The sequence below is a fragment of the Sphingobium sp. genome (assembly GCF_036170395.1).
Classification (GTDB): Bacteria; Pseudomonadota; Alphaproteobacteria; order Sphingomonadales; family Sphingomonadaceae; genus Sphingobium.
This window is the reverse complement of sequence record NZ_JAVHPD010000026.1, coordinates 1-25,948: the sequence shown is the minus strand read 5'-3', so window position 1 is coordinate 25,948 and position 25,948 is coordinate 1. Positions and strand designations below refer to the sequence as shown.

The window sequence follows — 25,948 nt, the reverse complement described above, 5'->3', positions numbered from 1 at the left end:
GTCGCGCTTTGGTGCGAGCGCTCAGCCCTGCTCCAGCCCCGCCAGCGCCGCCCGCAGGCGGCGGATGACAGTCGGATCGCCCGGCGCTGCCTGCGCGGCTTCGTCGGCCAGCGCCATAAGCGCGGTCAGACCGAAGCTCGCCGCCAGCCCTTTCAGCCGCCACGCGGCCAGCTCCCAATTGGCGTCGCAGCGCGCCCGCGAAAGCAGGTCGATCTGCCGCGCCGCGCTTTCCATGAAGGCGACGCGCAGGTCCGCGATCAGCGCGCTGTCTTCGCCGACGGCGGCCGCGAGAGCAGCATGAAGGGCGCCAGGATCATAGGACATGGGCCGAATGCTAGGGCCAGCGGGTTAAGTTTTGGTAACAAGGCATTTTCGTGGCCCGAAAAGATGATAGGATGGGGCCATGACAGGGGGCAGCACCATCGTCGAGTTCTGGCCCGACGACCAAGAGGCGATCGGCAACGAATCGCGGGCGGAAGATATTTTGCTATTGAAACAGGCGGTTCTCGACATAGACGAGCCGGATGATGCCGTGCCCGGCGCGACCGACGCGCTCCTGGCGCAGGTTCGCATCGCGCTGGCGCTGGTCGCGTTCGCCTGGGTGGCGTTCGCCGGCTGGGCGATCATCGTCTCGGGCGATCTCGCCGCCGGCCCCTCGGCCTGGGCCAACGCAGTAGTGACGCTCACCGCGCCGCTGATCCTGCTCGGCCTCGTCTATCTGATCGTCGCGCGGAACGGCCGCACCGAATCGCGCCGCTATCTCGACACCGCCCGCGCCTTACGGACCGAGGCCGACCTCTTGGAACTGCGGCTCGGCCGGATCAGCGCGCAACTCGAATCCGCGCGCCAGACGATGCAGGATCAGGCCGAACTGCTCGACAGCTATGGCGCCGCCGCCAGCAGCAATATGGAGGCGTCAGCCGAACTCATCGCCGCGCGTGCCCAATCGACCGCCCAGCGCGCCGAAGCCGCCGAGCAGGCGGGACAGGCGCTGGTCCGCCAGATGGAAGCGCTGATCGGCGCGATGCCGGAGCTTGAGGATCGCAGCGGCCGCATGGCGGCGACGATCATGGACAATGGCCATGCGCTCGCCGAGCGGATCGACACGCTCGAAGCCCGCCTCCATGCCCTGACCGAATTGTCGGACGAGGCGCGCGGCCGCACCCTCGCCGCGACCAAGAGCCTGACCGCCCAGCTTTCGCAGGTCCGCGAGGCAAGCCGCGCCGCGACCGAGGAAGTCACTGGCATGGCCGAAATCGTCTCCGGCCGCATCGACGCAACCGCGCAGGGCGCGCGCGCGGCGATGGACCGCAGCCGGCAGGATATGGAGGCGCAGGCCGCCGCTCTTACCGCCCTGATCGACGCCGCCCAGGCCGGTGTCGCGGACACGGGCAATGCGGTGCGCGGCCGGCTCGACGCCGATCTCGCGGCGATGGGCGACGCGCTTAGCCAGCGGCTCGACGCGGCATCGGATCGGGTTCGTGCCGCCCTAGCGGCTGCCGACACCGATCTCGCCAGGCGCAGCACGGCGCTGGAAACGCTGGTCGCGGCCGCCGGCGAGTCGATCGCCGCTGCGGGCGAGGATGCGCTCGCCGCGCTGGAGCGCGACGCCGATGCGATCGATGGCGAGTTGCGCCGCCGCCTCGACACGGTGCTCGGCCGGGTACGCGACACGCTGATGGCGACCGACCAGGGTCTGTCCGCCCAGGCAGCGGCCCTCGACACGCTCGTCAATCGCGCGCGCGACACGCTCGACGGCATCAGCCAGGAGACGGTCGCCGGTCTTAGCGAAACGATCAGCGACATCGAAAGCCGCCTGCACCAGTTCGACGCGCTGATGGACGGGCAGCGCAGCCTGATGGCGGGGCTGCACGACACGCTGGGCGAAGCGATCGGCGCGACCGAGACCCGTTTCGCCGCGCTGGAAGAAAGCGCGCTCGCCCGCACCGACCGGCTGATCGCCGCGCTCGGCCGCATGACCCAGGAGACGCAGCGGATCGACGCTGCGCTCGGCGCGGGCGGCCTTACCGCCGAAAAGCTGGTCGGCAGCGCGGAAACGCTGCTGGTTGCGCTCGATTCGAGCGTACGCGAGCTGGACGAAACCTATCCCGGCGCGCTCGCCCGCTTTGATGCGCGGGTCGAGCAGAGCCGCGCGCTGCTGGGCGCGGCGACGCCCGAGATGGAACGGCTGGAGGCGATTTCCGAAGCGCTCGTCGGCCGCGCCGAAGAAGCCGAATCGATGCTGCGCGGCCAGGGCAGCCGGCTTACCGAATGGCTGGAAAGCACGGCAGGCGGCCTCAAGGCCAATCGCGAGCTGGTCGACCGGCTGCGGTCCGCGCTCGACGCGGCGGATCAGGACGCGCGCCGCATCACCGAAGGGGCCGGTCCGCTGCTCGTCACCGCCCTGCTCCGCGTCAAGGACACCGCCGATCAGGCCGCCGAGCGCGCGCGCCAGGCACTGGGCCGCGCCATCCCCGAGGCCGCGCAGCAACTCGCCGCCGCCAGCGACGAGGCGCTGACCGGCATCATCGACGCCAAGGTGACGGCGCAGATCGCCCAGCTTTCGCGCGTCGCCGAAGAAGCGGTCAAGGCCGCGCACCAGGCGTCGGAGCGGCTCACCCGCCAGCTTCTCACCATCGCCGACACCAGCGCCAGCGTCGAACAGCGGATCAGCGACGCTGCCCAGGCTTCCGAGGATCGCGACCGCGACCATTTCGCCCGTCGCTCCGCGCTCCTGATCGAATCGCTCAACAGCACCGCGATCGACGTCGCGAAAATTCTGTCGAACGATGTGACCGATTCGGCCTGGTCCGCCTATCTGAAGGGCGATCGCGGCGTGTTCACCCGCCGCGCGGTCAAGCTGCTGGACGCCGGCGAATCCCGTGAGATCGCGCTTCATTATGATGAGGACGCCGAATTCCGCGATCATGTGAACCGCTACATTCACGACTTCGAAGCGATGCTGCGGATCATCCTGTCGGCGCGCGACGGCAACGCGCTCGGCGTCGCCATCCTCTCGTCGGACATGGGCAAGCTCTATGTCGCGCTCGCCCAGGCGATCGAGCGGCTGCGGCAGTGAAGAGCGATCAGCCGATCGGCCGGCGGAAATAGACGACCCGTTCGGTCTCGGCGAACCCGATGGCGGCGTGAAAGCCGTGGCTGGCTGCATTGGCTATGTCAGCGTCCGACGCCATTTCGGTGCAGCCCTTCGCCCGCCCCCAATCCGCCGCCGCGCGGGTCAGCGCCGCCGCCACGCCGCGTCGCCGCGCATTGGGATCGACATAGATGCCTTCCAGAAACACGACCGGGCTGGTCTCGCAGCCATTCACATAATCGTGGCGCAGCGCGACTTCCGCAAAGCCGATCGCTTCTTCGCGCGCGTCGAGCGCCAGCAGGGTGATGCCCTTGCCGTCGCCCTGCCGCAGCAGGGCCAATATGTCCTCGCGATGCTCGGCGATGCTCTCTTCGGGCCAGAGCGCCGCGCGCATCAGCGCCCAGCGCTCCACATGGTGCGCATCGGCAACGATGATATTCGGCGCGCCTTCGCTCATCGCGGGGCGGGATATCCCGGCAGCATGTCGATAGTCACCCAGCCCTGCACATAATTGGCGTAGTAGAGGCCGAACAGCACCGCAGACAATATGGTCGCGCGGGCAACCACCAGCCCCGGCCGGAAATTGCTCGGCGCGCTGTCCGCCTGCCCCTTCAGCAGCACCTCGCCCGTCTCGTCGGGCGTGCGGATGCCGAAGGGGAGCATGATGAAGGCGCTGACGACCCACATCAGGAAATAGATCGCAAAGATCGCGTACCAGTTCATCGTCGGCGATTTTAGGCGCGGATCAGCAGCACGTCCACCACCGGCTTCTTCCCCGTCCATCGGGTCGCGGTGCGGCGCACGGCCAGGCGGACGCGCTCGCGGAGCGCTTCTTCTTCCGACGATCCCTTGCCGATGACGGCGGCGGCTTCATCGGCGGCTTCGGCAAGGAAGGCGTCCTTGTCCTCCTCCACCGGCACGCCCTGGGTGCGCAGCGCCGGATCGCCGATCAACTTGCCCTTCCGATCGAGCGCCACCGCGACACTGATCTGCCCGTGCAGCGCAACCTTGCGCCGCTCGTTCATGGTCGATCCGTCCGCGGGCAGGATGACGTCGCCGTCCAGCACCAGCCGGCCGGTCTCCTCATGCCCGATGATCTGCGGCGCGCCCGGCGCCAGGCGCAGCAGGTCGCCATTGGACTGGACGACAGCATGGGGAATGCCGCTGCTGATGCCGAGCCGCGCCTGTTCCGCCATATGGCGGCGCTCGCCATGGACGGGCAGCAATATCTGCGGCCTGACCCAGCGATACATCGCCTCCAGTTCGGGGCGACCGGGGTGGCCCGACACATGAACCTCCGCCTGCCGATCGGTGACCATCAGGATATTCTTCTGCGCCAGCGCATTCTGGATGCGGCCAATGGCGATCTCGTTGCCGGGGATCTGCTTGGAGGAAAAGACGACCATATCGCCTTCGCTCAGCTTGATCGGATGGCTGTCGAAGGCGATGCGGGCAAGCGCCGCCCGCGCTTCCCCCTGCCCACCGGTCGCCACGATCATCACCTCGTCGCGGGGTAGCGCCATGGCGTCATCCCAGTCGATCATTGGCGGGAAATTCTTGAGATAGCCGGCCGCCTTGGCTGTGCCGATGATCCGGTCGAGCGAACGCCCCGCGACGCAGAGCTTGCGCCCGGTAGCGAGAGCGACCTCGCCCAAAGTCTGCACCCGCGCGGCGTTGGAGGCGAAGGTGGTGACGAGCACCCGCCCCTTCGCGCCGGCGATGGTCTGCATCAGCCCCTCGCGCACATCACTTTCGGAGCCGCTCGCTTCGGGATTGAAGACGTTGGTGCTGTCGCACACCAGCGCCAGCACCCCTTCGTCGCCGATCGCGGTCAATTCCTGCGGCGTGGACGGCTGGCCGAGCAAAGGCTGCTCGTCCAGTTTCCAGTCGCCGGTATGGAATATGCGGCCGTATGGTGTGTCGATCAGGACGGCATTGCCTTCGGGGATCGAGTGCGCCAGCGGGACATAGCGGAAACCGAACGGGCCAAGCGCGAAGCTGCCTTCATTGTCGATGACATTCAGGTCTACGTCATCGGTCAGCCCTTCCTCGTCCAGCTTCTGGCGGATGAGACCGGCGGTGAAGGGCGTGGCATAGAGCGGCACGCCAAGGTCGGCGGCAAGATAGGGGATCGCCCCGATATGATCCTCATGGCCGTGGGTCAGCACGATACCGAGCAGATCGTCGGCGCGCTCCTCGATGAAGCCGAGATCGGGCAGCACCAGCTCCACGCCGGGATAGGCCGGGTCGGCGAAGGTCAGGCCGAGGTCGACCATGACCCACTTGCCCTGACAGCCGTAAAGATTGACGTTCATGCCGATCTCCCCCGACCCGCCAAGGGCCAGGAAGAGCAGCTCATTTCCAGGTGTCATTCTGTTTTCAAACTCCGTTCGTGCAATAGCGCGAGGCCCTGAATGGTAAGGTCCGGCGCAATCGCATCGAAAATATCGCTGTTGTCGTTGAAGAGGACCGCAAGGCCCCCGGTGGAGACCACCCGAGCCGGGCGGCCTATTTCGGCGCGCATCCGCGCCACCAATCCTTCCATCATCGCCACATAGCCCCAGAATACGCCGATATGCATCTGCGCTTCGGTCGTGCGGCCGATCACCGATTTGCTCTCGGGCGGCGCGATCGCAATCTTGGGCAGCTTCGCCGCCGCCGCGACCAGCGCATCCAGCGACAGGTTGATGCCCGGCGCGATGATCCCGCCCTTATAGGCGCCGGTATAGTCGACCACGTCGAAGGTCGTCGCCGTGCCGAAATCGATGACGATCAAATCGCCCTCGTAAAGATGGTGGGCGGCGATGGCGTTTACAACCCGGTCCGCTCCGACCGACGACGGCTCCGCCACGTCGAGTTCGATGCCCCATTCGACCGGCGCCTGTCCGGCGATCAGCGCGCTGGTCTTGAAATATTTGTCCGCCAGCACCTGAAGATTGTGGAGCGCGCGCGGCACGACGGTGGCGATGATAACAGCGTCCACGTCCGCAATGGCATAGCCTTCCAGAATCAGCAGCTGGTTCAGCCATACCGCATATTCGTCCGCCGTGCGCCGAGGATCGGTGGCGATCCGCCAGCGCGCGCGAATCTCCCGCCCGTCGAGCAGCGCGAAAACCACATTGGTGTTGCCCGCGTCGATCGCGAGAAGCATGGACCGTTCCTCAGGTCAGAATGATGTCGCCGGCGTGAATGGCACGGCTATCCCCATTCGCCAAGCGCAGGATCAGCATCCCGTCCCGGTCGAGCGTATCGAACGCGCCTTCCACCACCGCGCCGTCTGGCAGCGCGACTCGCATCGGCGTTCCGGCCGGATGGGCGTTGAGCAGCCAGTGCGTCCGCACCGGCTCCAGCCCCTGCGCGCGCCAAATGCCGAGCCAATGGCCGAAAAGCTGCGCCAGCCGCTCGAGCAGAGCGCCCGCTTCCGCGTCGGTAGCGCCCTGCGCGGCAAGACTTGTGGCTGGGCGATCTAGGCCAGTCGGATGCCCGGTCACATTAACCCCGATGCCGACTACGATCGCGTCGCCCAGTCGCTCCAGCAGGATGCCCGCTATCTTCGCGCCATCGACAAGCACATCGTTAGGCCATTTGATTTTGGTCTGGCCTGGCCCGTCCCCGCCTCGTACTCCGGCGAAAGCCGGAGTCCAGGGTTGACCGGCGCGCCCTCCACCCTGGGCTCCTGCTTCCGCAGGAGCACTGGTTCTGCAACATAAGGGCGCAACCAAGGCATGGACAGCATTGGCGGCAACCAGCGCCAGCGTATGCGCCGCCGGATCATTTGGGCCTAGCTGGACCAGCGTCGAACAATAGAGATTGCCGTCCGGGCTCTCCCACGATCGCCCCCTCCGCCCCCGCCCCCCGGTCTGCCGCCCGGCGCGCAGCCATGTGCCTTCGGGCGCGCCCTGCTCCGCCAGCGCCAGCATGTCGGCGTTGGTGGAGCCGGTCTCCTCGACGAAACGCCGCAAGCTCAGAAGAGCGCCGCCGCCGCCGCCGCGCTCACCGCGTCGAGCGCCGGGTTCAGCAGATAACCGAACACGATCACCACGGCGCAGGCGGTCAGGATCACATTCTCGACCGCGCCGCCCTTCGCCTCATAGGCGGCGGCCGGTTCGTCGAAATAGATCGTCTTGATGATCTTGAGATAATAGAAAGCACCGATCACCGACGCCGCGATGCCGAAGGCGGCAAGCGCAGTCAGGTTGGCGGCGACGGCGGCATCGAACACCAGGAACTTCGCCCAAAAGCCGAACAGCGGCGGGATGCCGGCCATCGAGAACATGAAGATGGCGAAGGCCGCCGCGAGGCCCTTGCGCGACTGCGACAGGCCGGACAGGCTGGCGATGCTTTCGACCGGGCGGCCTTCGGCGTCGCGCATCTGGAGAATGCAGGCGAAGGCGCCGATCGTCATGACGACATAGATCGCCATATAGCTCATCGTCGCAGCCACACCGGCGGGCGTGCCGCAGGCTAGACCGATCAGTGCAAAGCCGACATTGTTGATCGACGAATAGGCCATCAGCCGCTTGATGTTGGTCTGGCCGATCGCCGCGACCGCGCCCAGGATGATCGAGGCCAGCGCCACGAAAATCACGATCTGCTGCCAGTCCAGCCCTGCCGGACCCAGCGCTTCGATCGCGACCCGGACGGCAAGGCCCATGGCCGCGACCTTGGGCGCGCTGCCGAAGAAGGTGGTGACGGGCGTAGGCGCGCCTTCGTAAACGTCGGGCGTCCACATATGGAAGGGCACGGCGCTCATCTTGAAAGCAAGGCCCGCGAGCAGGAACACCATGCCGAACAGTTCGCCGTTCGACACGCCATCGCCCATCGCAACAGCGATGCCGTCAAACGCGGTCGTGCCGGTAAAGCCATAGAGCAAGGCCGATCCGTAGAGCAGGATGCCGCTCGCCAGCGATCCCAGCACGAAATATTTGAGGCCCGCTTCGGACGAGCGCCCATCCTGCCGCATGAAACTCGCCAGCACATAGGCGGCAAGGCTCTGCATTTCGAGGCCCACATAAAGCGTCAACAGGTCGCCCGCAGACACCATCATGCCCATGCCGATGCTGCTGAACAGGATCAGCACCGGATATTCGGGCCGCTCCTTGCCGTCGGTCAGGAAAAAGCGCGGCGCGAGCAGGATCGCCGCCGCCGCCGCGCCATAAATCAGCGCCTTGGCGAAAGCGGAGAAAGCGTCGGCGCGCACGAGCCCGTCAAAGGCATCAGGCCCGTTGGCGACCGAGGTCGAGATCGACACGCCGGCAATCGCCAGCGTCAGCACCGCCAGCCAGTTGACGACGCGCGCGGTCCCGTCGCCGCCGAACGCCGCGACCAGCATCAGCACCAGGCCGCCGGCGGTCAGGATAAGTTCCGGCAGGACCGCCAGAAGGGAAGCGGAATCGATCATCAGTGCGCCTCCCCGTGCGCGGATACTTCTTCATGATGGGCCTCGCCGGCCGGCTTGGCCGCGCCCATCTTGATATGAGAATCGCCTGCGGGCGCCGCAGGAGCGAGGCGCGCTTCGAGCGCGCGGATGTCGGACCGCATCGGCGCCAGGAAGCTTTCGGGATAGACGCCCATCCACAGCACCGCCGCCGCGATCGGCGCGAGCAGCGCGATCTCACGCGCCGACAGGTCGGGCATGGCCGCCGCGTCGGCATTGACCTGCTCGCCATAGGCGATGCGGCGATAGAGATAGAGCATATAGGCGGCACCGAGGATGATGCCGGTGGTGCAAACCAAAGCCACCCAGCTCGACGCCTGGTAGATGCCCATCAGCGCCAGAAATTCGCCCACGAAGTTGGACGTGCCCGGCAGGCCCACCGAGGCCATGGTGAACAGCAGGAACAGCACCGCATATTTGGGCATGTTGATGCTGAGCCCGCCATAACGGCTGATCTCGCGCGTATGCAGCCGGTCGTAGATGACGCCGACGCACAGGAAGAGCGCGCCCGACACCAGGCCATGGCCCAGCATAACCATCATCGCGCCCTCGATACCCGCCTGGTTGAAGGCGAACAGGCCGACCGTCACGATCGCCATGTGCGCGACCGACGAATAGGCGATCAGCTTCTTCATGTCAGACTGCACCAGCGCGACCAGCGACGTGTAAACCACCGCCACCATCGACAGGCCCCACACCAGCCATGCGAGTTGCGAAGAGGCTTCGGGGAACATCGGCAGCGAGAAGCGGATGAAGCCATATCCGCCCATCTTCAGCAGCACGCCCGCCAGAATGACCGAACCCGCTGTCGGCGCCTGAACGTGCGCGTCGGGCAGCCAGGTGTGCACCGGCCACATCGGCATCTTGACCGCGAAGCTCGCGAAGAAGGCCAGGAACAGCCAGGTCTGGACATGCGGGTCGAAATCATAGGCCATGAGCGCCGGAATTTCGGTCGTGCCCGCCTCATGTACCATCCACATCATCGCGATCAGCATCAGCACGGAGCCGAGCAGCGTGTAGAGGAAGAATTTGTAGCTGGCGTAGATGCGGTCCGCGCCGCCCCAGATGCCGATGATGAGGTACATCGGGATCAGGCCGGCCTCGAACATCACGTAGAAGAGATAGATGTCCTGCGCCGCGAAGACGCCGATCATCAGCACCTCCATGAACAGGAAGGCCGCCATATATTCGCCGACGCGCTTGTTGATCGCTTCCCAGCTCGCGCCGATGCAGATGGGCATCAGGAAGACCGTGAGGATGATGAGCATCAGCGCGATGCCGTCTATCCCCAGCGCCCAGGCGAAGCGGCCGAAGATCGGCGAATATTCCTGGAACTGCCACTGGAGCCCGCCCTGGTCGAAATTCGCCCAGAGCAGGATGCCCAGCACCAGATCGACCAACGTCGCGATCAGCGCGATCCACCGCGCGGCATTGGCGCCCGCGAAGAGACAGGCGATGGCCCCCGCCATCGGCACTGCCATCATCAGGGAAAGGATGGGGAAGCCGTCCATTATCGTGTCATCGCCCAGGTTGCGGCCGCGGCGAGCCCGATCAGCATCACCAGCGCGTAGGTGTAGAGGTAGCCGGACTGGATCCGACGGGTGATCTTGTTGCCCTGCACCACCAGCGCGGCGAGCCCGTTGGGGCCGAAGCGGTCGATGAAGCCGATGTCACCGAACTTCCAGAAGAAGCGACCGATGGCGAAGGCGGGCTTCACGAACAGGACATTGTACAGCTCGTCGAAATACCATTTGTTGAGCAGGAACTGGTAGAGCGCGCCGAACTGCGAAACGAAGCGCTGCGGCCAGTCGGTGTTCTTGATGTAGCTCAGCCAGGCGATGATGAAGCCCAGCGCCATCACCGTGAACGGCCCGAACTTGACCCAGGTCGGCACTTCATGCGCCGCATGCATCAGGTGGCTGTCGAAGGCGAGCGAACCCTTCCAGAACTCGACGCCGCCTTCGGCTCCAATGAACTGATCGTGGAAGACGAACCCGGCAAACACCGCGCCCAGGCTCAACACGATCAGCGGAACCAGCATGACCCAGGGGCTTTCGTGCGGATGATAGCCGCCGGTGCCGCTAGGCAGAGCGTGCGCGTCGGCCTCATGACCGTGAGGATCATGACCGGCATTTTCCTGCGCCGGCGCATCGTCGTGCTCCGATCCATGGCCGTGGGTCGCATGATCGTCATGCCCGTGCGCGTCATGGATCGCATGCTGGATATGCTCCGACGCGGCCCAGCGCGGCTTGCCGAAGAAGGTGAGGAACACCAGCCGCCAGCTGTAGAAGCTGGTCAGCAACGCCGCGAACACGCCGACATAATAAGCGCCCACGCCCGACCCGCCTGACGCGAACGCCGCCTCCAGAATGCCGTCCTTGGAATAGAAGCCCGCAAAGCCATAGCCGATGAGCGGGAGACCCACGCCAGTAATAGCGAGCGTACCCAGCGTCATCGTCCAGAAGGTGATCGGAATCTCCTTCCGCAGGCCGCCATAATAGCGCATGTCCTGCTCATGGTGCATCGCATGGATGACCGAGCCGGCGCCCAGGAATAGCAAAGCCTTGAAGAAAGCGTGGGTGAAGAGGTGGAACATCGCCGCGCCATAAGCGCCGACGCCCGCCGCGAAGAACATATAGCCGAGCTGCGAACAGGTCGAATAGGCGATAACGCGCTTGATGTCGTTCTGCACCGTGCCGACCGTTGCCGCGAACAGGCAGGTCGCAGCGCCAATGAAGGTCACGAAACCGAGCGCCGTCGGCGACGTCTCGAACATCGGCGACAGGCGGCACACCATGAACACGCCCGCCGTCACCATGGTCGCGGCGTGGATCAGCGCCGACACCGGCGTCGGGCCTTCCATCGCGTCCGGCAACCAGGTGTGCAGCCCAAGCTGCGCCGATTTGCCCATCGCGCCGATGAACAGCAGCAGGCAGAGCACGGTCATCGTGTCGAAGCGGTAACCCAGGAACCCGATGGTCGATCCTGCCATCGATGGCGCGGCTTCCAGAATTTCGGGGATGGATATGGTGTTGAACACCAGATAGGTGCCGAAAATCCCCATCATGAAGCCGAGATCGCCGACGCGGTTGACCACGAACGCCTTGATCGCGGCGGCGTTGGCGCTCGGCTTGCGGAACCAGAAGCCGATGAGGAGATAGGAGGCGAGGCCGACGCCTTCCCAGCCGAAGAACATCTGGAGCAGATTGTTCGACGTCACCAGCATCAGCATCGCGAAAGTGAAGAGCGAGAGATAGGCGAAGAAGCGCGGCTGATCCGGCTCCTCCTCCATATAGCCCCAGCTGTAGAGGTGGACGAGGCTGGAGACGCTAGTGATGACCACCAGCATGACCGCCGTCATCGTGTCGACGCGCAGCGCCCATTGCGCGTCGAAGCTGCCGCTTTCGATCCAGGTGAACAGCGGCTGCACATAGGCTTCGCTATGGCCGGTCAGAAAACCGATGAAGATCGGCCAGCTCATGGCGCAGCTGGCGAACAGCGCGCCCGTAGTGACGATCTTGGCCGGCAGCTTGCCCAGCGCCTTATTGCCAAGCCCCGCAATGGCGGCCGCCAGCAGCGGAAGAAGGACGATAAGCTGGATCACAGAAACGCACCCCCTTCGTCATCCCGGCGGAGGCCGGGATCTCGCTTTTCTTCAGCAGCGCCCGAAGAAGAGAGATGCCAGCATCCGCTGGCATGACGGATGTTAATTGCCCGCATCAGCCCTTCATCCGGTTGATGTCATCGACGGCGATCGTGCCGCGACCGCGGAAGTAGATGACGAGGATGGCAAGCCCGATGGCCGCCTCACCCGCCGCGACGGTCAGCACGAACATGCTGAACACCTGCCCGACCAGATCGCCCAGGAAGGCGCTGAACGCGACAAGGTTGATGTTGACGCTCAGCAGGATCAGCTCGATCGCCATCAGGATGATGATGACATTCTTGCGGTTGATGAAGATGCCCAGCACCCCCATCACGAACAGGATCGCGCTGACGACCAGATAGTGCTGAAGGCCGATCATGCCTTTGCCCCCATGAAAAACATCCGTTCGCCCTGAGCGAAGTCGAAGGGCCCAACTGAACGAAGTGAAGGCACTTCGCTCCGCTCAGTGAAGGGCTTCGACAGGCTCAGCCCGAACGGGATCAAGTGAATGGACTGCATCACAGCTCCACCCCCTCCCCCACGGGCTGATTGATATTGCGAACCGCATCCTGCGGCCGGCGGCGGTTCTGTCGGGCGATATTCTGGCCCTTCACCCCGCCGCGCGCGCGGTGGGTCAGCACGATCGCGCCGATCATCGCCACCAGAAGCACGATGCCTGCCGCCTCAAACAGGAAGATGTAGCGCGTATAGAGCAGCCCGCCGATCGCCTGGATATTGCTCAGTTCAGGGTTGGCCGGGGCCGCCCGCTGCGCCAGTTCGATCGGGCCTGCGCTCCAGAGGCCAATGCCCAGCACGATCTCCCCCAGCAGCACCAGCGAGAGCAGCAGGCCGAACGGCAGATAGTCGACGAAGCCCGCGCGCAGTTCGGCAAAGTCGATGTCGAGCATCATGACCACGAACAGGAACAGCACCGCGACCGCGCCGACATAGACGATGACCAGCAGCATCGCGATGAACTCGGCCCCCAGCAGCACCATCAGCCCCGCCGCGTTGAAGAAAGCGAGGATCAGCCACAGCACCGAATGGACCGGGTTGCGCGACAGGATCGTCAGCGCGCCGCTGCACACGACGAGCGTCGCGAACAGGTAGAAGGCGATTACATGGATCATTGGTCCTGACGACCCCCCATCATCCGTTCGCCCTGAGCGAAGTCGAAGGGCTCACCTGAGCGAAGCGAAGGCACTTCGCCATGCTCAGTGGAGGGCTTCGACAGGCTCAGCCCGAACGGCTTTGAATCAGACATCGGGCGCATTACCGATAGGGCGCATCGGCGGCAAGGTTCGCGGCGATCGCGCGCTCCCACTTGTCGCCATTCTCGAGGAGCTTGGCCTTGTCGTAGATCAGCTCCTCGCGGGTTTCGGTCGAAAACTCGAAATTCGGCCCTTCCACGACCGCGTCCACCGGGCAGGCTTCCTGGCAGAATCCGCAATAGATGCACTTGGTCATGTCGATGTCGTAGCGCGTGGTGCGGCGGCTGCCATCCTCGCGCGGCTGCGCCTCGATGGTGATCGCCTGCGCCGGACAGATCGCCTCGCACAGCTTGCACGCGATGCAGCGCTCCTCGCCATTGGGGTAGCGGCGCAGCGCATGTTCACCCCGGAAGCGCGGGCTTATCGGGTTCTTCTCATAGGGATAGTTGATCGTCGCCTTGGGCTTGAAGAAATATTTCAAGGTCAGCCAATGCGCCTTCACGAACTCCCAGAGGGTGAAGGATTTGATGTAGTATCCGAGGCTCATTGTGCTTTCCGCCCTTCAGCGAATGCTGAATGAAAATCGTCAGCCGTAGTCGCAGTACGCAAGCCGAAGCAGGCACCTACAAACTTCACGTTATTCGTTCCATCTGTTCGACCAATTCCAGCATCCAGCCAAGGGCCACGTTTACTGCCGGTCAAGCTTACAAGAACCGTCTTTTTATCTCTGATCGGTCCGGTCAAAGCAGCAAGCGTGCCGGGTGCCGTTGAACGCACATTAACGAGCTTTGCACCCTCAAGCGCGCCGACATTGTCGATTGTTTCATCGACCTGCATCACGCCGGCTTCCGGTCCCGCCGGTAGAAGAAAACCAAAGTTGAACCTTGGTGGATCGTTACCCGGCATTGGTCCTCCACGAGGCCAAATCTGGCACAGATAGGCCGATCGCCTTGTTGGGTCATCCGGCGTCTGCGCAATGCTTGCCGCCGCAAACGCAACAAGGCAGCTACCAACGCAGGCTGTAACTATTCTCATCCCCCATACCTCGTCAGCATGAGGAAGCCCGACACCAGGAACACGAACAGCAGCGAGGTCGGCAGGAAGATTTTCCAGCCCAGCCGCATCAGCTGGTCATAGCGGTAGCGGGGCACCGTCGCCTTCACCCAGGAGAAGACGAAGAAGAAGAACAATATCTTGGCGAACAGCCAAAGGATGCCGGGCACCCAATAGAGCGGCGCCCAGTCCACCGGCGGCAGGTATCCGCCCCAGAACAGGATGGCGTTGAGCGCGCACATCAGGATCACGTTGGCATATTCGCCCAGCCAGTAAAGCGCGAAGGCCATCGACGAATATTCGGTCTGATAGCCCGCGACCAGCTCGCTTTCCGCTTCGGTTAGGTCGAAGGGCGCCCGCGCCGTTTCGGCCATGGCGGAAATCAGGAACATGATCGCCATCGGGAAGAGCAGCGGGTTGAAGCCGTTGCCGTTCAGAAAGCCATAATAGCCCCTCTGGCTTTCCACGATCGCGGTCAGGTTGAAGCTGCCCGCCCACAGCACGACGCAGATCAGGATGAAGCCGATCGAGACTTCATAGGAAATCATCTGCGCCGACGCGCGGATCGCCGAATAGAAGGGATATTTGGAGTTGGACGCCCAGCCGGCCAGCACCACGCCATAGACGCCGAGCGACGAGATGGCGAGGATGTAGAGCAGCCCGACATTGATGTTGGCCAGCACCACGCCCACCTGAAACGGCACCACCGCCCAGGCCATCAGCGCGACGGTGAAGGTGATGATCGGCGCGATCAGGAACAGGGTCTTGTTCGCCGCCGACGGGATAATGGTTTCCTGAAGGAAAACCTTCAGTCCGTCCGCGAAGGACTGGAGCAGGCCGAACGGCCCGACCACGTTGGGGCCGCGCCGCAACGCCATGGCCGCCCAGATCTTCCGGTCGGCATAGATAATCATCGCGACCGCCAGCATGACCGGCAGCGCGATCAGCAATATGCCGATGATGGTGGACACGAACCACGCGCCCTCGAACGGCAGGCCCAGATTTTGGAAGAAAGCGGTCACTTAAGCAGCCCCTTAAAGCCCTCTCCCTCAAGGGAGAGGGTTGGGTGAGGGTGTGCTGAGGTCGAAGGCAGAGGCCGACATTGGCGTCGAGCCCCCTCACCCCAGCCCTCTCCCCATCGGGGAGAGGGAGCTTTGATCGACGACAGCATCACTCCGCGGCCTCCGCAAACGTCTCGCCGTGGATCAGTTCCGCCGAACATTGCTGCATCGTCGGGCTGGCGCGGCAGATCGCGTTGGTGAGGTAGAAATCCTTGATCGGCGAGGCGAATTCGCCAGTCGCGCCAGTGGGCAACGACGGGATCGACCAGCCATAGCCCGCCAGCCCCTCGACGCCCAGCGCCGGAACCGCTTCCGCCATCTGCGCGCGCAGCTGGTCGAAGCTATCGAACGGCAGCCGCGCGCCCAGCACATCGGATAGCGCCCGCAGGATCGACCAGTCCTCGCGCGCGTCGCCGGGCGCAAACACGGCCTTGTCGCCGCGCTGCACCCGGCCTTCCAGATTGACGTAAGTGCCCGCCTTCTCGGCATAGCTCGCCCCCGGCAGGATCACGTCGGCGGCGTGGGCGCCCTTGTCGCCATGATGGCCGATATAGACTTTGAAACTCTCGCCAAACGCCGAATAATCGACCTCGTCCGCACCCAGCGAGAAGAGCAGCTTCGGCTTGGCCGCCGCCATCGCCTTGACGCCGCCATCCATTGCCCAGCCGAGCATCAGCCCGCCCATGCGCGCCGCCGCGAAATGCAGCAGGTTGTAGCCGTTCCAACTGTCCTTGATGAGGCCCAGCGTCTCGACCAGCCCCAGCGTGTCGCCATGCGCGCCATCCTTCGCCAGCACGCCGCCGCCCACGATCACCACAGGCCGCGCCGCGCCACCGAAAGCGTCCAGCACCGCCTGCGGCAGCTTGCCGAGCAGCGAAGCGTCATTGCCCAGCCACTCGACCTTATATGTGAGGTCGAACTCCGGCCCGATCCCGAACACCTTGGCCCCGCGCTTGATCGCCTTGCGCATCCGCGTGTTCACCAGCGGCGCTTCCCAGCGCAAATTGGTGCCAATGAGCAGGATGACGTCCGCCGTCTCCAGATCGGCGAGTGGCGTGTTGAACACGACCGCCGACAGGCTCGACACGTCATAGGCAAGCCCGGTCTGCCGCCCTTCCAGCATCGTGCCGCCCAGCTTTTGAACCAGCAGCTTGCCCGCAAACATCGTCTCGCAATCGAGCAGATCGCCAGCGATCGCCGCGACGCTGCCGCCATGCTGCACGGCGGCGATCGCCTTGAACGCCTCGTCCCAGGTCGCGGGAACCAGCTTGCCGTCGCGCCGGACATAGGGCTTGTCGAGCCGCTTGCGGACCAGACCATCGACATTGTGCCGGGTCTTGTCCGACGCCCACTCCTCGTTCACATCGTCATTGATGCGCGGCACGGCGCGCAGCACCTGACGGCCCCGGCTGTCGAGGCGGATGTTGGTCCCCACCGCGTCCATCACGTCGATCGCATGGGTCTTTTTCAGTTCCCACGGCCGCGCCTCGAACGCATAGGGCTTGCTGGTCAGCGCGCCCACCGGGCACAGGTCCACCACATTGCCCGACAGCTCGCTCTTGGCGGCATGTTCCAGATAGGTGGTGATCTGCATATTCTCGCCGCGATAGATCGCGCCGATCTCCGGCACGCCCGCGACTTCCTCGGCAAAGCGCACGCAGCGGGTGCACTGGATGCAGCGGGTCATCACCGTCTTGACGATCGGCCCCATATATTTCTCGGTGACGGCGCGCTTATTCTCGTCGAAGCGGCTGCCGCCCCGGCCATAGGCCATGGACTGATCCTGCAGATCGCACTCGCCGCCCTGGTCGCAGATCGGGCAATCGAGCGGGTGGTTGATGAGCAGAAACTCCATCACTCCTTCGCGCGCCTTCTTGACCATTTCGGTCTGCGTGAAGATTTCCTGATTGTCCGCGGCGGGCAGCGCACAGCTCGCCTGCGGCTTGGGCGGCCCAGGCTTCACCTCGACCAGGCACATGCGGCAATTGCCGGCGATGCTGAGGCGCTCATGATAGCAGAAGCGCGGGATTTCCTTGCCCGCTAGCTCGCACGCCTGGAGCACGGTCGCGCCCGCCGGGACGTCTATTTCTACGCCATCTACTTTGACTTTAGGCATTGTCGTCTTCCTTGCGCGCCGGGAGCACGCCAACGGCCATGGCGCCGGGGATGTTCGGGTGAGCCGGATTCGGAATCAGTTGCTGACGACGCGGATCGATAAGCACGTCCATCGATTCCATCGGGATAGCGCCTAGCAGAACCTGATTGCCAGTTACCAGAGCGCCGGTGAACGTGCGCCGTCCGAAGACCTCGACTAGCACCGGGCCGACATATTCGACAATCTCGGACCGACCGTCAGCCATTGTTATCATGCGATCTTCGAGCTTGGTCAGCCGCAACTGCTTGGCGATCAGGGGAGTGATGCACAGATCGATCGCGCCTGAATCCACCAGCGCATTCGCATCGATCTCTTCCAGTTCGGGCCTGGCCGCATTGGAGAGACGAATATGCTGATAGACGAGGCCCATTATTCCGCCGCCTCCATCACGGGCGCGCCGCGTTCGGCGATCCGGCGCTCGATCTCCGGGCGGAAGTGACGGATCAGGCCCTGGATCGGCCAGGCCGCCGCGTCGCCCAGCGCGCAGATGGTGTGTCCCTCGACCTGCTTGGTCACCTGGAACAGCATGTCGATCTCGCTCTGGTCGGCGTCGCCGGTGCGCAGCCGCTCCATCACGCGCCACATCCAGCCGGTGCCTTCGCGGCAGGGCGTGCACTGGCCGCAGCTTTCATGCTTGTAGAAGTAGCTCAACCGGCTGATCGCGCGGATGATGTCGGTGGACTTGTCCATGACGATGACGGCGGCGGTGCCAAGGCCCGAGCCGAGCGCGCGCAGACCGTCGAAATCCATCGGCGCGTCCATGATCTCCTTGGCCGGCACCAAAGGCACCGAGGAGCCGCCGGGGATCACGGCAAGCAGATTGTCCCAGCCGCCCCGAATGCCGCCGCAATGCCGGTCGATCAGTTCGCGGAACGGGATCGACATGCTCTCCTCGACCACGCACGGCTTGTTCACATGGCCGCTGATCTGGAATAGCTTGGTACCCTTGTTATTCTCCCGCCCGAAGCGCGTGAACCATTCCGGCCCGCGCCGCAGGATGGTCGGCGCGACCGCGATCGATTCCACATTGTTGACCGTCGTCGGGCAGCCATAGAGGCCGGCCCCCGCCGGGAAAGGCGGCTTCAGGCGCGGCTGGCCCTTCTTGCCTTCCAGGCTCTCGATCTGCGCGGTTTCCTCGCCGCAGATATAAGCGCCCGCGCCGCGATGGACGAACACATCGAAATCATAGCCCGACCCGCAGGCATTCTTGCCGAGGAAGCCCTTGGCATAGGCTTGCTCAACGGCGGCGAAGAGAACCTTCGCCTCGTAGATGAACTCGCCGCGAATATAGATATAGGCCGCGCGCGCGCGCATCGCGAAGCCGGCGACCAGCGCGCCCTCGATCAGCTTGTGCGGATCGTGGCGGATGATCTCGCGATCCTTGCACGAACCCGGCTCGGATTCGTCGGCGTTGATCACCAGGAAGCTCGGACGGCCATCCTTGCTTTCCTTGGGCATGAAGCTCCACTTCATGCCGGTCGGGAAGCCCGCGCCGCCACGGCCGCGCAGGCCGCTCGCCTTGATGCGGTTGATGATCTCGTCCTGGCCGATCGCCAGCAGCGCCTTGGTATTGTCCCAATCGCCGCGCTTGCATGCAGCGTCGATGCCCCAGTCCTGGAAGCCATAGACGTTGGTGAAGATGCGGTCCTTGTCCTCCAGCGGGCCGACGAATGGCGCGGGAGCGGGCGTTTCTTCCGCCATCATTTGGTCTCCGTCAGGTCGAGCCGACGCTCGATCCGCCCGACCCGGTTGTCGAGCTTGTCCATACGGGCGTTGATGCCTGCCACTGACATCATGATGGACGCCAGATGCTCTTCGGTTGCGGTCATACGCAGTTTTATGTCCGACATATCGGATTCCATATTGTCGAGCCTCTGATCGAGGCGGCGAAGCTGTTCAAGGATAAGGTGCTCGATCTTATCCGTCATCTAGCGCCCCTTCCCGATCAGCTTTTCAGCGACGAAATAGGCTGCCAGCGCGAGGCCAAGGCTGATGACCAAGCCCAGCACCGCGCCGATGATCTTGAGCGCGATCACGAAGACAATGATTCCGAGGACGATGGCGACCAGCGCGTTCACGCCCATTCCCCCCGATAATCGTGATTTTCGCCGACCATCGCGGTAAGGCTGGTCGGCCCGCCCTCGGGGCAGCTCGTCTGGCGCTCGGTCTGCGGCCCGATCTTGGGCTGACCGCCGGCCGCGAGCGTGTCCAGCACCGCGCTCATGCTGTCATAGGTCAGGTCTTCGTAATTATCGTCGTTGATCTGGACCATCGGCGCATTGGCGCAGGCGCCCAGGCATTCGACTTCGGTCAGGGTGAAGAGGCCGTCGGGCGTGGTCGCGCCCTTGACCAGCCCCTTGTTCTTGCAGGCCGCGAACACGTCGTCGGAGCCGCGCAACATGCAGGGCGTCGTGCCGCACACCTGCACATGATAGCGGCCCACCGGGGCCAGATTATACATGGTATAGAAGGTCGCAACCTCATAGACGCGCATGTACGGCATATCGAGTTGACGCCCGATATATTCCATCACCGGCACGGGCAGCCAGCCCTGCGTCTGCGTTTCCGCGCCGACCTGCCGTTGCGCCAGGTCGAGCAGCGGCATCACGGCGGACTGCTGGCGGCCGGCTGGATAGCGGGCGATGACCTTCTCGGCCTGCGCGGCATTCTCCGCCGTCCACGCAAACGCGCCCCAGCGCGCGCGGGTTTCGGCTTCGTCGGGGATATGGGGTGCGTCAGCCATTACTGATTACCTCCGGCTGATACATCCGATCGAACCACCGAGAGGCTCTTACCAAGATCCGACACGGAAACTCCTTTGAAATCCTCGGTCCGCCGAACAACGAAATGAACCACATATGCTGGATTGCAGGCGTAAGACACGCGAACCACCTTATCAGACGATTCCGCCTTAGACCCGTCCAACAGCCGCGCTTCACCGAACGAACACGATCCAATGGAAGAAACCAAATCGCTCGCAGATACGGCGGTTCGTCCTTGCACTATTCTCTCGTGCCACACACCTTGGTGCGGACCACCGACCACCTCCGGCCCTGTACCATTCAGCTGCGAAATCGAACCCCGGACCATTTTCGTCGCCACGTCCCACTTAGCTTCGGCCAAAGCGCGGACAAATTCATCGACGGGGTCAGTAGTCGACACGCTTGCATTCGCCATTCCGAACGCAAGAGCCGTAGTGACAGAAGCGATGAGAAGGGTTCTCACCGGTCACACTCCCCGAACACGATGTCCATCGCGCCCAGAACGGCGGTGGTGTCGGCGAGCATATGGCCCTTCATCATGAAGTCCATCGCCTGAAGGTGCGAGAAGGCGGTCGGGCGGATCTTGCAGCGATAGGGCTTGTTGCTCCCGTCCGCGACCAGATAGACGCCGAATTCGCCCTTGGGGCTTTCCGTCGCGACATAGACTTCGCCCGCGGGCACATGGAAGCCCTCGGTGTAGAGTTTGAAGTGGTGGATCAGCGCCTCCATCGACCGCTTCATCTCGCCGCGCTTGGGCGGCACCACCTTGCGGTCGAAGCTGGCGATCGGCCCCTCGGGCATTTCGTTGAGGCACTGCTTCATGATCCGCGCGGACTGGCGGACCTCCTCGACGCGCACCATGAAACGATCGTAGCAGTCGAACGCGGTGCCGACGGGCACGTCGAACTCCATCCGGTCATAGACGTCATAGGGCTGCGACTTGCGGATATCCCACGGGATGCCGCTGCCCCGGATCATCGGGCCGGAAAAGCCCCATTTCAGCGCGTCTTCCTTGGAGACGACGGCGATGTCGACATTGCGCTGCTTGAAGATGCGGTTGTCAATCACCAGGCTCATCGCGTCCTCGAACAGGCGCGGCAGGCGCGTGTCCAGCCAGTCGGCAATGTCGGTCAGCAACTTTAGCGGCACATCCTGATGCACGCCGCCCGGCCGGAAATAGGCGCTGTGCATCCGCGCGCCCGACGCCCGCTCGAAGAAATTGAGGCAATCCTCGCGAATCTCGAACAGCCACAGGTTCGGCGTCATCGCGCCCACGTCCATCACATGCGACCCCAAGTTCAGCATATGATTGCAGATGCGCGTCAGCTCCGCGAAGAACACGCGCAGATATTGCGCGCGCAGCGGCACTTCCAGGTTCAGCAGCTTCTCGATCGCCAGCACATAGCTATGCTCCATGCCGAGCGGCGAGCAATAGTCGAGCCGGTCGAAATAGGGCAGCGCCTGCAGATAGGTCTTGTACTCGATCAGCTTCTCGGTGCCGCGATGCAGCAGGCCTACGTGGGGGTCGCAGCGCTCCACGATCTCGCCGTCCAGTTCCATGACGAGGCGCAGCACGCCATGCGCGGCCGGGTGCTGCGGGCCGAAGTTGATCGTGTAATTCTGGATGTCCGTATCGCCCAGCGTCGGGTCGCTGGCGTCGGTGCGATGGTCCAGTTCGTCGAGATAGTCTGCCATCAGCCCTTGTCCTCGGGCTTGGCGACGCCTTTGCCCTCGTCGGTATGGTGTTCCGGCTTGACCGGCGCGTCGGCGGATTTCTCCGCCGCCTTCGCATTGGCGGGCTCGCCAGCGCCGGTATCGTCCTTCTTCTCCGTCACCTTGGGAGTCGCGCCGGCCGGCTCGCCCTTGGGCGCGGCCGGCGGCGGAGGCGGCGCGGCGACAGGCGACGGCGCGCCCGGAGCCTGCGGCGCCTTTTCATCGCCCGGCAATATATATTCCGCCCCTTCCCAGGGACTCATGAAGTCGAACTGGCGGAAATCCTGGGCCAGCTTGACCGGCTTGTAGACAACCCGCTTGTCCTCCTCGCTATACCACATCTCGACATAGCCGGTGAGCGGGAAGTCCTTGCGGAACGGATGCCCCTTGAACCCATAGTCAGTGAGGATGCGGCGCAGGTCGGTATTGCCGTCGAACACCACGCCATACATGTCGAACACCTCGCGCTCCAGCCAGCCGGCGACCGGCCAGATGTGCGTGACGGTGGGGACAGGCGTGCCCTCGTCGGTCGTCACCTTGACGCGCACGCGATGGTTCCGCGTGACGCTCAGCAGATGGTAGCAGACCTCGAACCGCTCAGGCCGGTCGGGATAGTCGACCCCAGCGATCTCCATCAACTGCTGATAGCCGGCCCGGTCGCGCAGCAAAGTCAGCGCGTCGGCCAGCGCCTCGCGCACGACGGTGAAGCTATATTCGTCGGCATGGTGGACGGTCTCGATCAGCATCGACCCCAGCAGGCCGCCGATTTCCTCGGCGATGCCGTCGATGGTCGCGATCCTCGGTGCGGAATGGCCCATGATCAAATCCTCCCCTGCAAGGGGAGGGGGACCGCCGCGAAGCGGTGGTGGAGGGGTGTCGCCCTATCGAGAAGGGGACACCCCTCCGTCAGGCTTCGCCTGCCACCTCCCCTTTCAGGGGAGGATTTGCAAGTATTAACCATCACCACGCTCACCGCTCGATCGTTCCGATGCGGCGGATCTTCCGCTGCAACTGCATCACGCCGTAGAGCAAAGCCTCGGCGGTCGGCGGGCAGCCGGGGACATAGATATCCACCGGCACGATGCGGTCGCACCCGCGCACCACCGAATAGCTGTAGTGATAATAGCCGCCGCCATTGGCGCAGCTGCCCATCGAAATCACATATTTCGGGTTGGACATCTGGTCATAGACCTTGCGCAGCGCCGGGGCCATCTTGTTGCACAGCGTGCCCGCCACGATCATCACGTCCGATTGCCTCGGCGAAGCACGAGGCGCGGCGCCGAACCGCTCCATGTCATAGCGCGGCATGTTGACGTGGATCATCTCCACCGCGCAGCAGGCGAGGCCGAAGGTCATCCACCACAAAGAACCGGTGCGCGCCCACTGGAACAGCTCTTCGGTCGAGGTGACGAGGAAGCCCTTGTCGCCGACTTCGCCGTTCAGCGAATCAAAGAAGGCCTGATCGGGCTGGGTGCCGAGCGGCGGCAGGGTGCCGGGCGCTGGCGTTGTGAGTTCTACTCCCAATCGAGTGCTCCCTTCTTCCACGCATAGACGAGGCCGAGCACCAGCTCCGCTATGAAGATCATCATCGTCGTCCAGCCGGCCCAGCCGATCTGGTCGAGGCTCACCGCCCACGGAAACAGGAACGCCGCTTCCAGGTCGAAAATGATGAAGAGGATCGCGACCAGGTAGAAGCGCACGTCGAACTGGCTGCGCGGCTCCTCAAAGGCCGGAAATCCGCATTCATATTCGCTGAGTTTGGCCGGGTCTGGGCTATGCGCCCCGGTCAGGCGGCCGACCAGCATCGGCAGGAAAACGAACGTGCCGGAGAGCAGCAGCGCGACCCCGAGAAAGATCAGGATCGGCAGATATTGGCTTAGATCGACCAACGGTATCCCCTGGGCGAAAAGGTTGTGGGCGCGCTTTAGGCCCGCTGCACATGCGAAGCAAGGGGCGGGCGCCGTGAGAATGACTCGCAAAAAGGCCAGTCACCCGAAGCGCTTGCCCTCTGTTACATCAGCGCAACGCGCCGGCCACCAACTTATGTAATTTGGAATGAATGGCGTCGTTTCCGGCGATCACTTCCTGCCGGTCGATCATCTGCTCGCCGCCGCGAAAATCGCTGGTGAAGCCGCCCGCCTCGCGCACGAGCAGCAGCCCGGCGGCAACGTCCCAGGGCTTGAGGCCACTCTCCCAATAACCGTCATACCGCCCCGACGCGACATGGGCGAGGTCGAGCGCCGCCGCGCCGAAGCGGCGGATGCCCGCGACCGACGGCGCGACCGCGCCGAAGATGCGGGTCCATTGCGCCATGTCGCCATGGCCCAGGAACGGGATGCCGGTCGCGATCACGCAATCGGCCAGGTCGCGCCGCGCCGAAACGCGCAGGCGCTGGTCGTGCCGCCACGCCCCCCGGCTCTTCTCCGCCCAATAGCTTTCGTCGGTCACCGGCTGATAGATCAGCCCCGTCGTGATCTCGCGCTTGTTGCCGCCATAAAGCGGCTCCTCGACCGCGATCGAAATGGCGAAGTGCGGGATGCCGTGCAGGAAATTGGTGGTGCCGTCCAATGGATCGATGATCCAGCGGGGCTTGGTCGGATCGCCCTCGATCACGCCGCCCTCTTCCAGCAGGAAACCCCAATTGGGCCGCGCCTTCTGCAATTCCTCGACGAGCGTGCGCTCGGCCTGCTGGTCGGCCTTCGACACGAAGTCGGCCGGCCCCTTGCGGCTGACCTGCAAATGCTCGACCTCGCCGAAGTCGCGGCGCAGCCGTGCGCCCGCCTTGCGCGCGGCGCGTTCCATGACGGTCAGAAGGCCGGAGTGCGATACCATTGTCTCTATCTCCACCGCTCGGCGTCACGCGCGCGAGCGGCCTGCTTGCTATCTCTTGGGGGCGGGCTTGGCCGCCGGCGCCGCGGGACGATAGCCGCATACGCCCGCGATCACCGCCAGCATCTGCGATGCGTCCTTGCGATCGACCTTGCCCCCATTGGCGGCGATCACCTTGTCGGTCTCGGCGCTCACCATGCTGATCGAATTGGAATAGACGCAGTCGAAAAGCGCATTCTTGACCGGCTGACCGACCTCGCTCGATTGCAGCGCGGTCATGATGATGCGCAGCACCTGCGCCGCATTGTCGATCTGGGCGCGGCTCGGCCGGGCCGGCGCGGCGGTCTGCGCGGGCAGCGCAGCCGGCATGAACGCGACCGCCAGGATCGCCGCCCCTGCCCTGCCGCGCGCCAGCCGCATCAGTCGGCCCGCTTCACATATTCGCGTTCATAGACATCGACGACGATGCGCGTGCCGGTGACGATGTGCGGCGGAACCATCACGCGCACGCCATTGTCGAGGATGGCAGGCTTGTAGCTCGCCGAAGCGGTCTGGCCCTTCACCACCGCGTCGGCCTCCACGACCGTCGCCTCGATGGTTTCGGGCAGCTGCACGCTGATCGGGCGCTCGTCATACATTTCGAGCACCACCATCATGCCGTCCTGAAGGAAGGCGGCGGCATCGCCGATCAGGTCGGCCGCCAGATTGATCTGCTCGTAGGTTTCGGTGTCCATGAACACCAGCATATCGCCTTCGGCGTAGAGATACTGGAAATCCTTGGTGTCCAGGCGGATGCGCTCGACCGTCTCGGCCGAGCGGAAGCGGACATTATTCTTGCGCCCGTCGATCAGGTTCTTCAGCTCCACCTGCATGTAAGCGCCGCCCTTGCCGGGCTGGGTGTGCTGGATCTTGACGGCGCGCCACAGGCCGCCCTCATATTCGATATTGTTGCCGGGACGAATGTCCACGCCGCTGATCTTCATGGGA

General features: G+C 64.1%; 28 protein-coding genes. 1 reads left to right on the top strand and 27 read right to left on the bottom strand.

Annotation, left to right across the window (positions count from 1 at the left end):
- Positions 1 to 21 precede the first annotated feature (21 nt).
- Positions 22 to 324, bottom strand: coding sequence for an Hpt domain-containing protein (locus V2B31_RS07690; RefSeq protein ID WP_328277078.1), 303 nt, complete (start codon positions 322 to 324; stop codon positions 22 to 24).
- A 79-nt stretch (positions 325 to 403) separates the two neighbouring features.
- Here V2B31_RS07690 and V2B31_RS07685 point away from each other — a divergent pair, with 79 nt between their 5' ends.
- Positions 404 to 3,079, top strand: a complete 2,676-nt coding sequence (locus V2B31_RS07685) for a hypothetical protein (protein WP_328277075.1) — start codon at positions 404 to 406, stop codon at positions 3,077 to 3,079.
- A gap of 7 nt (positions 3,080 to 3,086) precedes the next feature.
- Here the strand turns inward: V2B31_RS07685 and aac(6') are convergent, their stop codons facing one another.
- The 26 genes from aac(6') to efp all read right to left on the bottom strand — a co-directional run bounded on the left by aac(6') (position 3,087) and on the right by efp (position 25,944).
- The gene (gene aac(6') / locus V2B31_RS07680; protein ID WP_328277070.1) at positions 3,087 to 3,551 is read right to left on the bottom strand and encodes an aminoglycoside 6'-N-acetyltransferase; all 465 of its coding nucleotides are present in this window, start codon (positions 3,549 to 3,551) and stop codon (positions 3,087 to 3,089) included.
- Entirely contained in the window at positions 3,548 to 3,817 is a 270-nt protein-coding gene (locus tag V2B31_RS07675) for a DUF1467 family protein (RefSeq protein ID WP_328277068.1), read from the bottom strand. Before V2B31_RS07675 ends, aac(6') begins: the two co-directional genes overlap by 4 nt.
- Before the next feature lie 11 nt (positions 3,818 to 3,828).
- Complete coding sequence (locus V2B31_RS07670; RefSeq protein ID WP_328277066.1) at positions 3,829 to 5,466, bottom strand: ribonuclease J; 1,638 nt, start codon at positions 5,464 to 5,466, stop codon at positions 3,829 to 3,831.
- Positions 5,463 to 6,245 (bottom strand): type III pantothenate kinase, encoded by a 783-nt coding sequence (locus V2B31_RS07665; RefSeq protein ID WP_328277064.1) that lies wholly within the window; start codon positions 6,243 to 6,245, stop codon positions 5,463 to 5,465. The genes V2B31_RS07670 and V2B31_RS07665 overlap by 4 nt, the downstream gene beginning before the upstream one ends.
- Positions 6,246 to 6,255: 10 nt before the next feature.
- Positions 6,256 to 7,014, bottom strand: coding sequence for a biotin--[acetyl-CoA-carboxylase] ligase (locus V2B31_RS07660; RefSeq protein WP_328277206.1), 759 nt, complete (start codon positions 7,012 to 7,014; stop codon positions 6,256 to 6,258).
- 44 nt (positions 7,015 to 7,058) lie between these two features.
- Positions 7,059 to 8,495 (bottom strand): NADH-quinone oxidoreductase subunit NuoN, encoded by a 1,437-nt coding sequence (gene nuoN / locus V2B31_RS07655; RefSeq protein ID WP_328277062.1) that lies wholly within the window; start codon positions 8,493 to 8,495, stop codon positions 7,059 to 7,061.
- Complete coding sequence (locus V2B31_RS07650; RefSeq protein ID WP_328277060.1) at positions 8,495 to 10,042, bottom strand: NADH-quinone oxidoreductase subunit M; 1,548 nt, start codon at positions 10,040 to 10,042, stop codon at positions 8,495 to 8,497. Before V2B31_RS07650 ends, nuoN begins: the two co-directional genes overlap by 1 nt.
- Complete coding sequence (nuoL, locus tag V2B31_RS07645) at positions 10,042 to 12,135, bottom strand: NADH-quinone oxidoreductase subunit L (protein WP_328277058.1); 2,094 nt, start codon at positions 12,133 to 12,135, stop codon at positions 10,042 to 10,044. The genes V2B31_RS07650 and nuoL overlap by 1 nt, the downstream gene beginning before the upstream one ends.
- 115 nt (positions 12,136 to 12,250) lie before the next feature.
- On the bottom strand, positions 12,251 to 12,556 hold the full coding sequence (nuoK, locus tag V2B31_RS07640; protein ID WP_328277056.1) for an NADH-quinone oxidoreductase subunit NuoK: 306 nt from the start codon (positions 12,554 to 12,556) through the stop codon (positions 12,251 to 12,253).
- A gap of 139 nt (positions 12,557 to 12,695) precedes the next feature.
- Positions 12,696 to 13,307, bottom strand: coding sequence for an NADH-quinone oxidoreductase subunit J (locus tag V2B31_RS07635; protein WP_328277054.1), 612 nt, complete (start codon positions 13,305 to 13,307; stop codon positions 12,696 to 12,698).
- Between the two features lie 142 nt (positions 13,308 to 13,449).
- Entirely contained in the window at positions 13,450 to 13,935 is a 486-nt protein-coding gene (gene nuoI, locus V2B31_RS07630; RefSeq protein ID WP_328277052.1) for an NADH-quinone oxidoreductase subunit NuoI, read from the bottom strand.
- Positions 13,932 to 14,294 (bottom strand): hypothetical protein, encoded by a 363-nt coding sequence (locus V2B31_RS07625; RefSeq protein ID WP_328277050.1) that lies wholly within the window; start codon positions 14,292 to 14,294, stop codon positions 13,932 to 13,934. Before V2B31_RS07625 ends, nuoI begins: the two co-directional genes overlap by 4 nt.
- A 125-nt stretch (positions 14,295 to 14,419) precedes the next feature.
- Positions 14,420 to 15,463 (bottom strand): NADH-quinone oxidoreductase subunit NuoH, encoded by a 1,044-nt coding sequence (gene nuoH, locus V2B31_RS07620; RefSeq protein WP_328277048.1) that lies wholly within the window; start codon positions 15,461 to 15,463, stop codon positions 14,420 to 14,422.
- 148 nt (positions 15,464 to 15,611) lie between these two features.
- Positions 15,612 to 17,618: an NADH-quinone oxidoreductase subunit NuoG gene (gene nuoG / locus V2B31_RS07615; protein WP_328277046.1), complete on the bottom strand. Its 2,007-nt coding sequence runs from the start codon at positions 17,616 to 17,618 to the stop codon at positions 15,612 to 15,614.
- Positions 17,611 to 18,027: a clan AA aspartic protease gene (locus V2B31_RS07610; protein WP_328277044.1), complete on the bottom strand. Its 417-nt coding sequence runs from the start codon at positions 18,025 to 18,027 to the stop codon at positions 17,611 to 17,613. Before V2B31_RS07610 ends, nuoG begins: the two co-directional genes overlap by 8 nt.
- Positions 18,027 to 19,358: an NADH-quinone oxidoreductase subunit NuoF gene (gene nuoF / locus V2B31_RS07605; RefSeq protein WP_328277204.1), complete on the bottom strand. Its 1,332-nt coding sequence runs from the start codon at positions 19,356 to 19,358 to the stop codon at positions 18,027 to 18,029. Before nuoF ends, V2B31_RS07610 begins: the two co-directional genes overlap by 1 nt.
- Positions 19,358 to 19,585 carry a hypothetical protein gene (locus V2B31_RS07600; protein ID WP_328277042.1) on the bottom strand — a complete coding sequence of 76 codons (228 nt, stop codon included), beginning with the start codon at positions 19,583 to 19,585 and terminating at the stop codon, positions 19,358 to 19,360. Before V2B31_RS07600 ends, nuoF begins: the two co-directional genes overlap by 1 nt.
- The gene (locus V2B31_RS07595; RefSeq protein ID WP_328277210.1) at positions 19,586 to 19,735 is read right to left on the bottom strand and encodes a hypothetical protein; all 150 of its coding nucleotides are present in this window, start codon (positions 19,733 to 19,735) and stop codon (positions 19,586 to 19,588) included. It lies immediately after the preceding gene.
- Positions 19,732 to 20,400: a complex I 24 kDa subunit family protein gene (locus V2B31_RS07590; protein WP_328277040.1), complete on the bottom strand. Its 669-nt coding sequence runs from the start codon at positions 20,398 to 20,400 to the stop codon at positions 19,732 to 19,734. Before V2B31_RS07590 ends, V2B31_RS07595 begins: the two co-directional genes overlap by 4 nt.
- Positions 20,401 to 20,878: 478 nt before the next feature.
- Positions 20,879 to 22,114: an NADH-quinone oxidoreductase subunit D gene (locus tag V2B31_RS07585; RefSeq protein WP_328277038.1), complete on the bottom strand. Its 1,236-nt coding sequence runs from the start codon at positions 22,112 to 22,114 to the stop codon at positions 20,879 to 20,881.
- Positions 22,114 to 22,950, bottom strand: coding sequence for an NADH-quinone oxidoreductase subunit C (locus V2B31_RS07580; protein ID WP_328277036.1), 837 nt, complete (start codon positions 22,948 to 22,950; stop codon positions 22,114 to 22,116). The genes V2B31_RS07585 and V2B31_RS07580 overlap by 1 nt, the downstream gene beginning before the upstream one ends.
- Positions 22,951 to 23,101: 151 nt before the next feature.
- Positions 23,102 to 23,656, bottom strand: a complete 555-nt coding sequence (locus V2B31_RS07575) for a NuoB/complex I 20 kDa subunit family protein (RefSeq protein WP_328277034.1) — start codon at positions 23,654 to 23,656, stop codon at positions 23,102 to 23,104.
- A complete protein-coding gene (locus tag V2B31_RS07570) occupies positions 23,647 to 24,021 on the bottom strand; it encodes an NADH-quinone oxidoreductase subunit A (RefSeq protein WP_328277032.1) in 375 nt (124 codons plus the stop codon). Before V2B31_RS07570 ends, V2B31_RS07575 begins: the two co-directional genes overlap by 10 nt.
- A 127-nt stretch (positions 24,022 to 24,148) precedes the next feature.
- Entirely contained in the window at positions 24,149 to 24,964 is an 816-nt protein-coding gene (locus tag V2B31_RS07565) for an inositol monophosphatase family protein (protein WP_328277031.1), read from the bottom strand.
- 48 nt (positions 24,965 to 25,012) lie between these two features.
- Positions 25,013 to 25,381 (bottom strand): hypothetical protein, encoded by a 369-nt coding sequence (locus tag V2B31_RS07560; protein WP_328277029.1) that lies wholly within the window; start codon positions 25,379 to 25,381, stop codon positions 25,013 to 25,015.
- A complete protein-coding gene (gene efp, locus V2B31_RS07555) occupies positions 25,381 to 25,944 on the bottom strand; it encodes an elongation factor P (RefSeq protein ID WP_328277202.1) in 564 nt (187 codons plus the stop codon). The genes V2B31_RS07560 and efp overlap by 1 nt, the downstream gene beginning before the upstream one ends.
- Between the last annotated feature and the right edge of the window lie 4 nt (positions 25,945 to 25,948).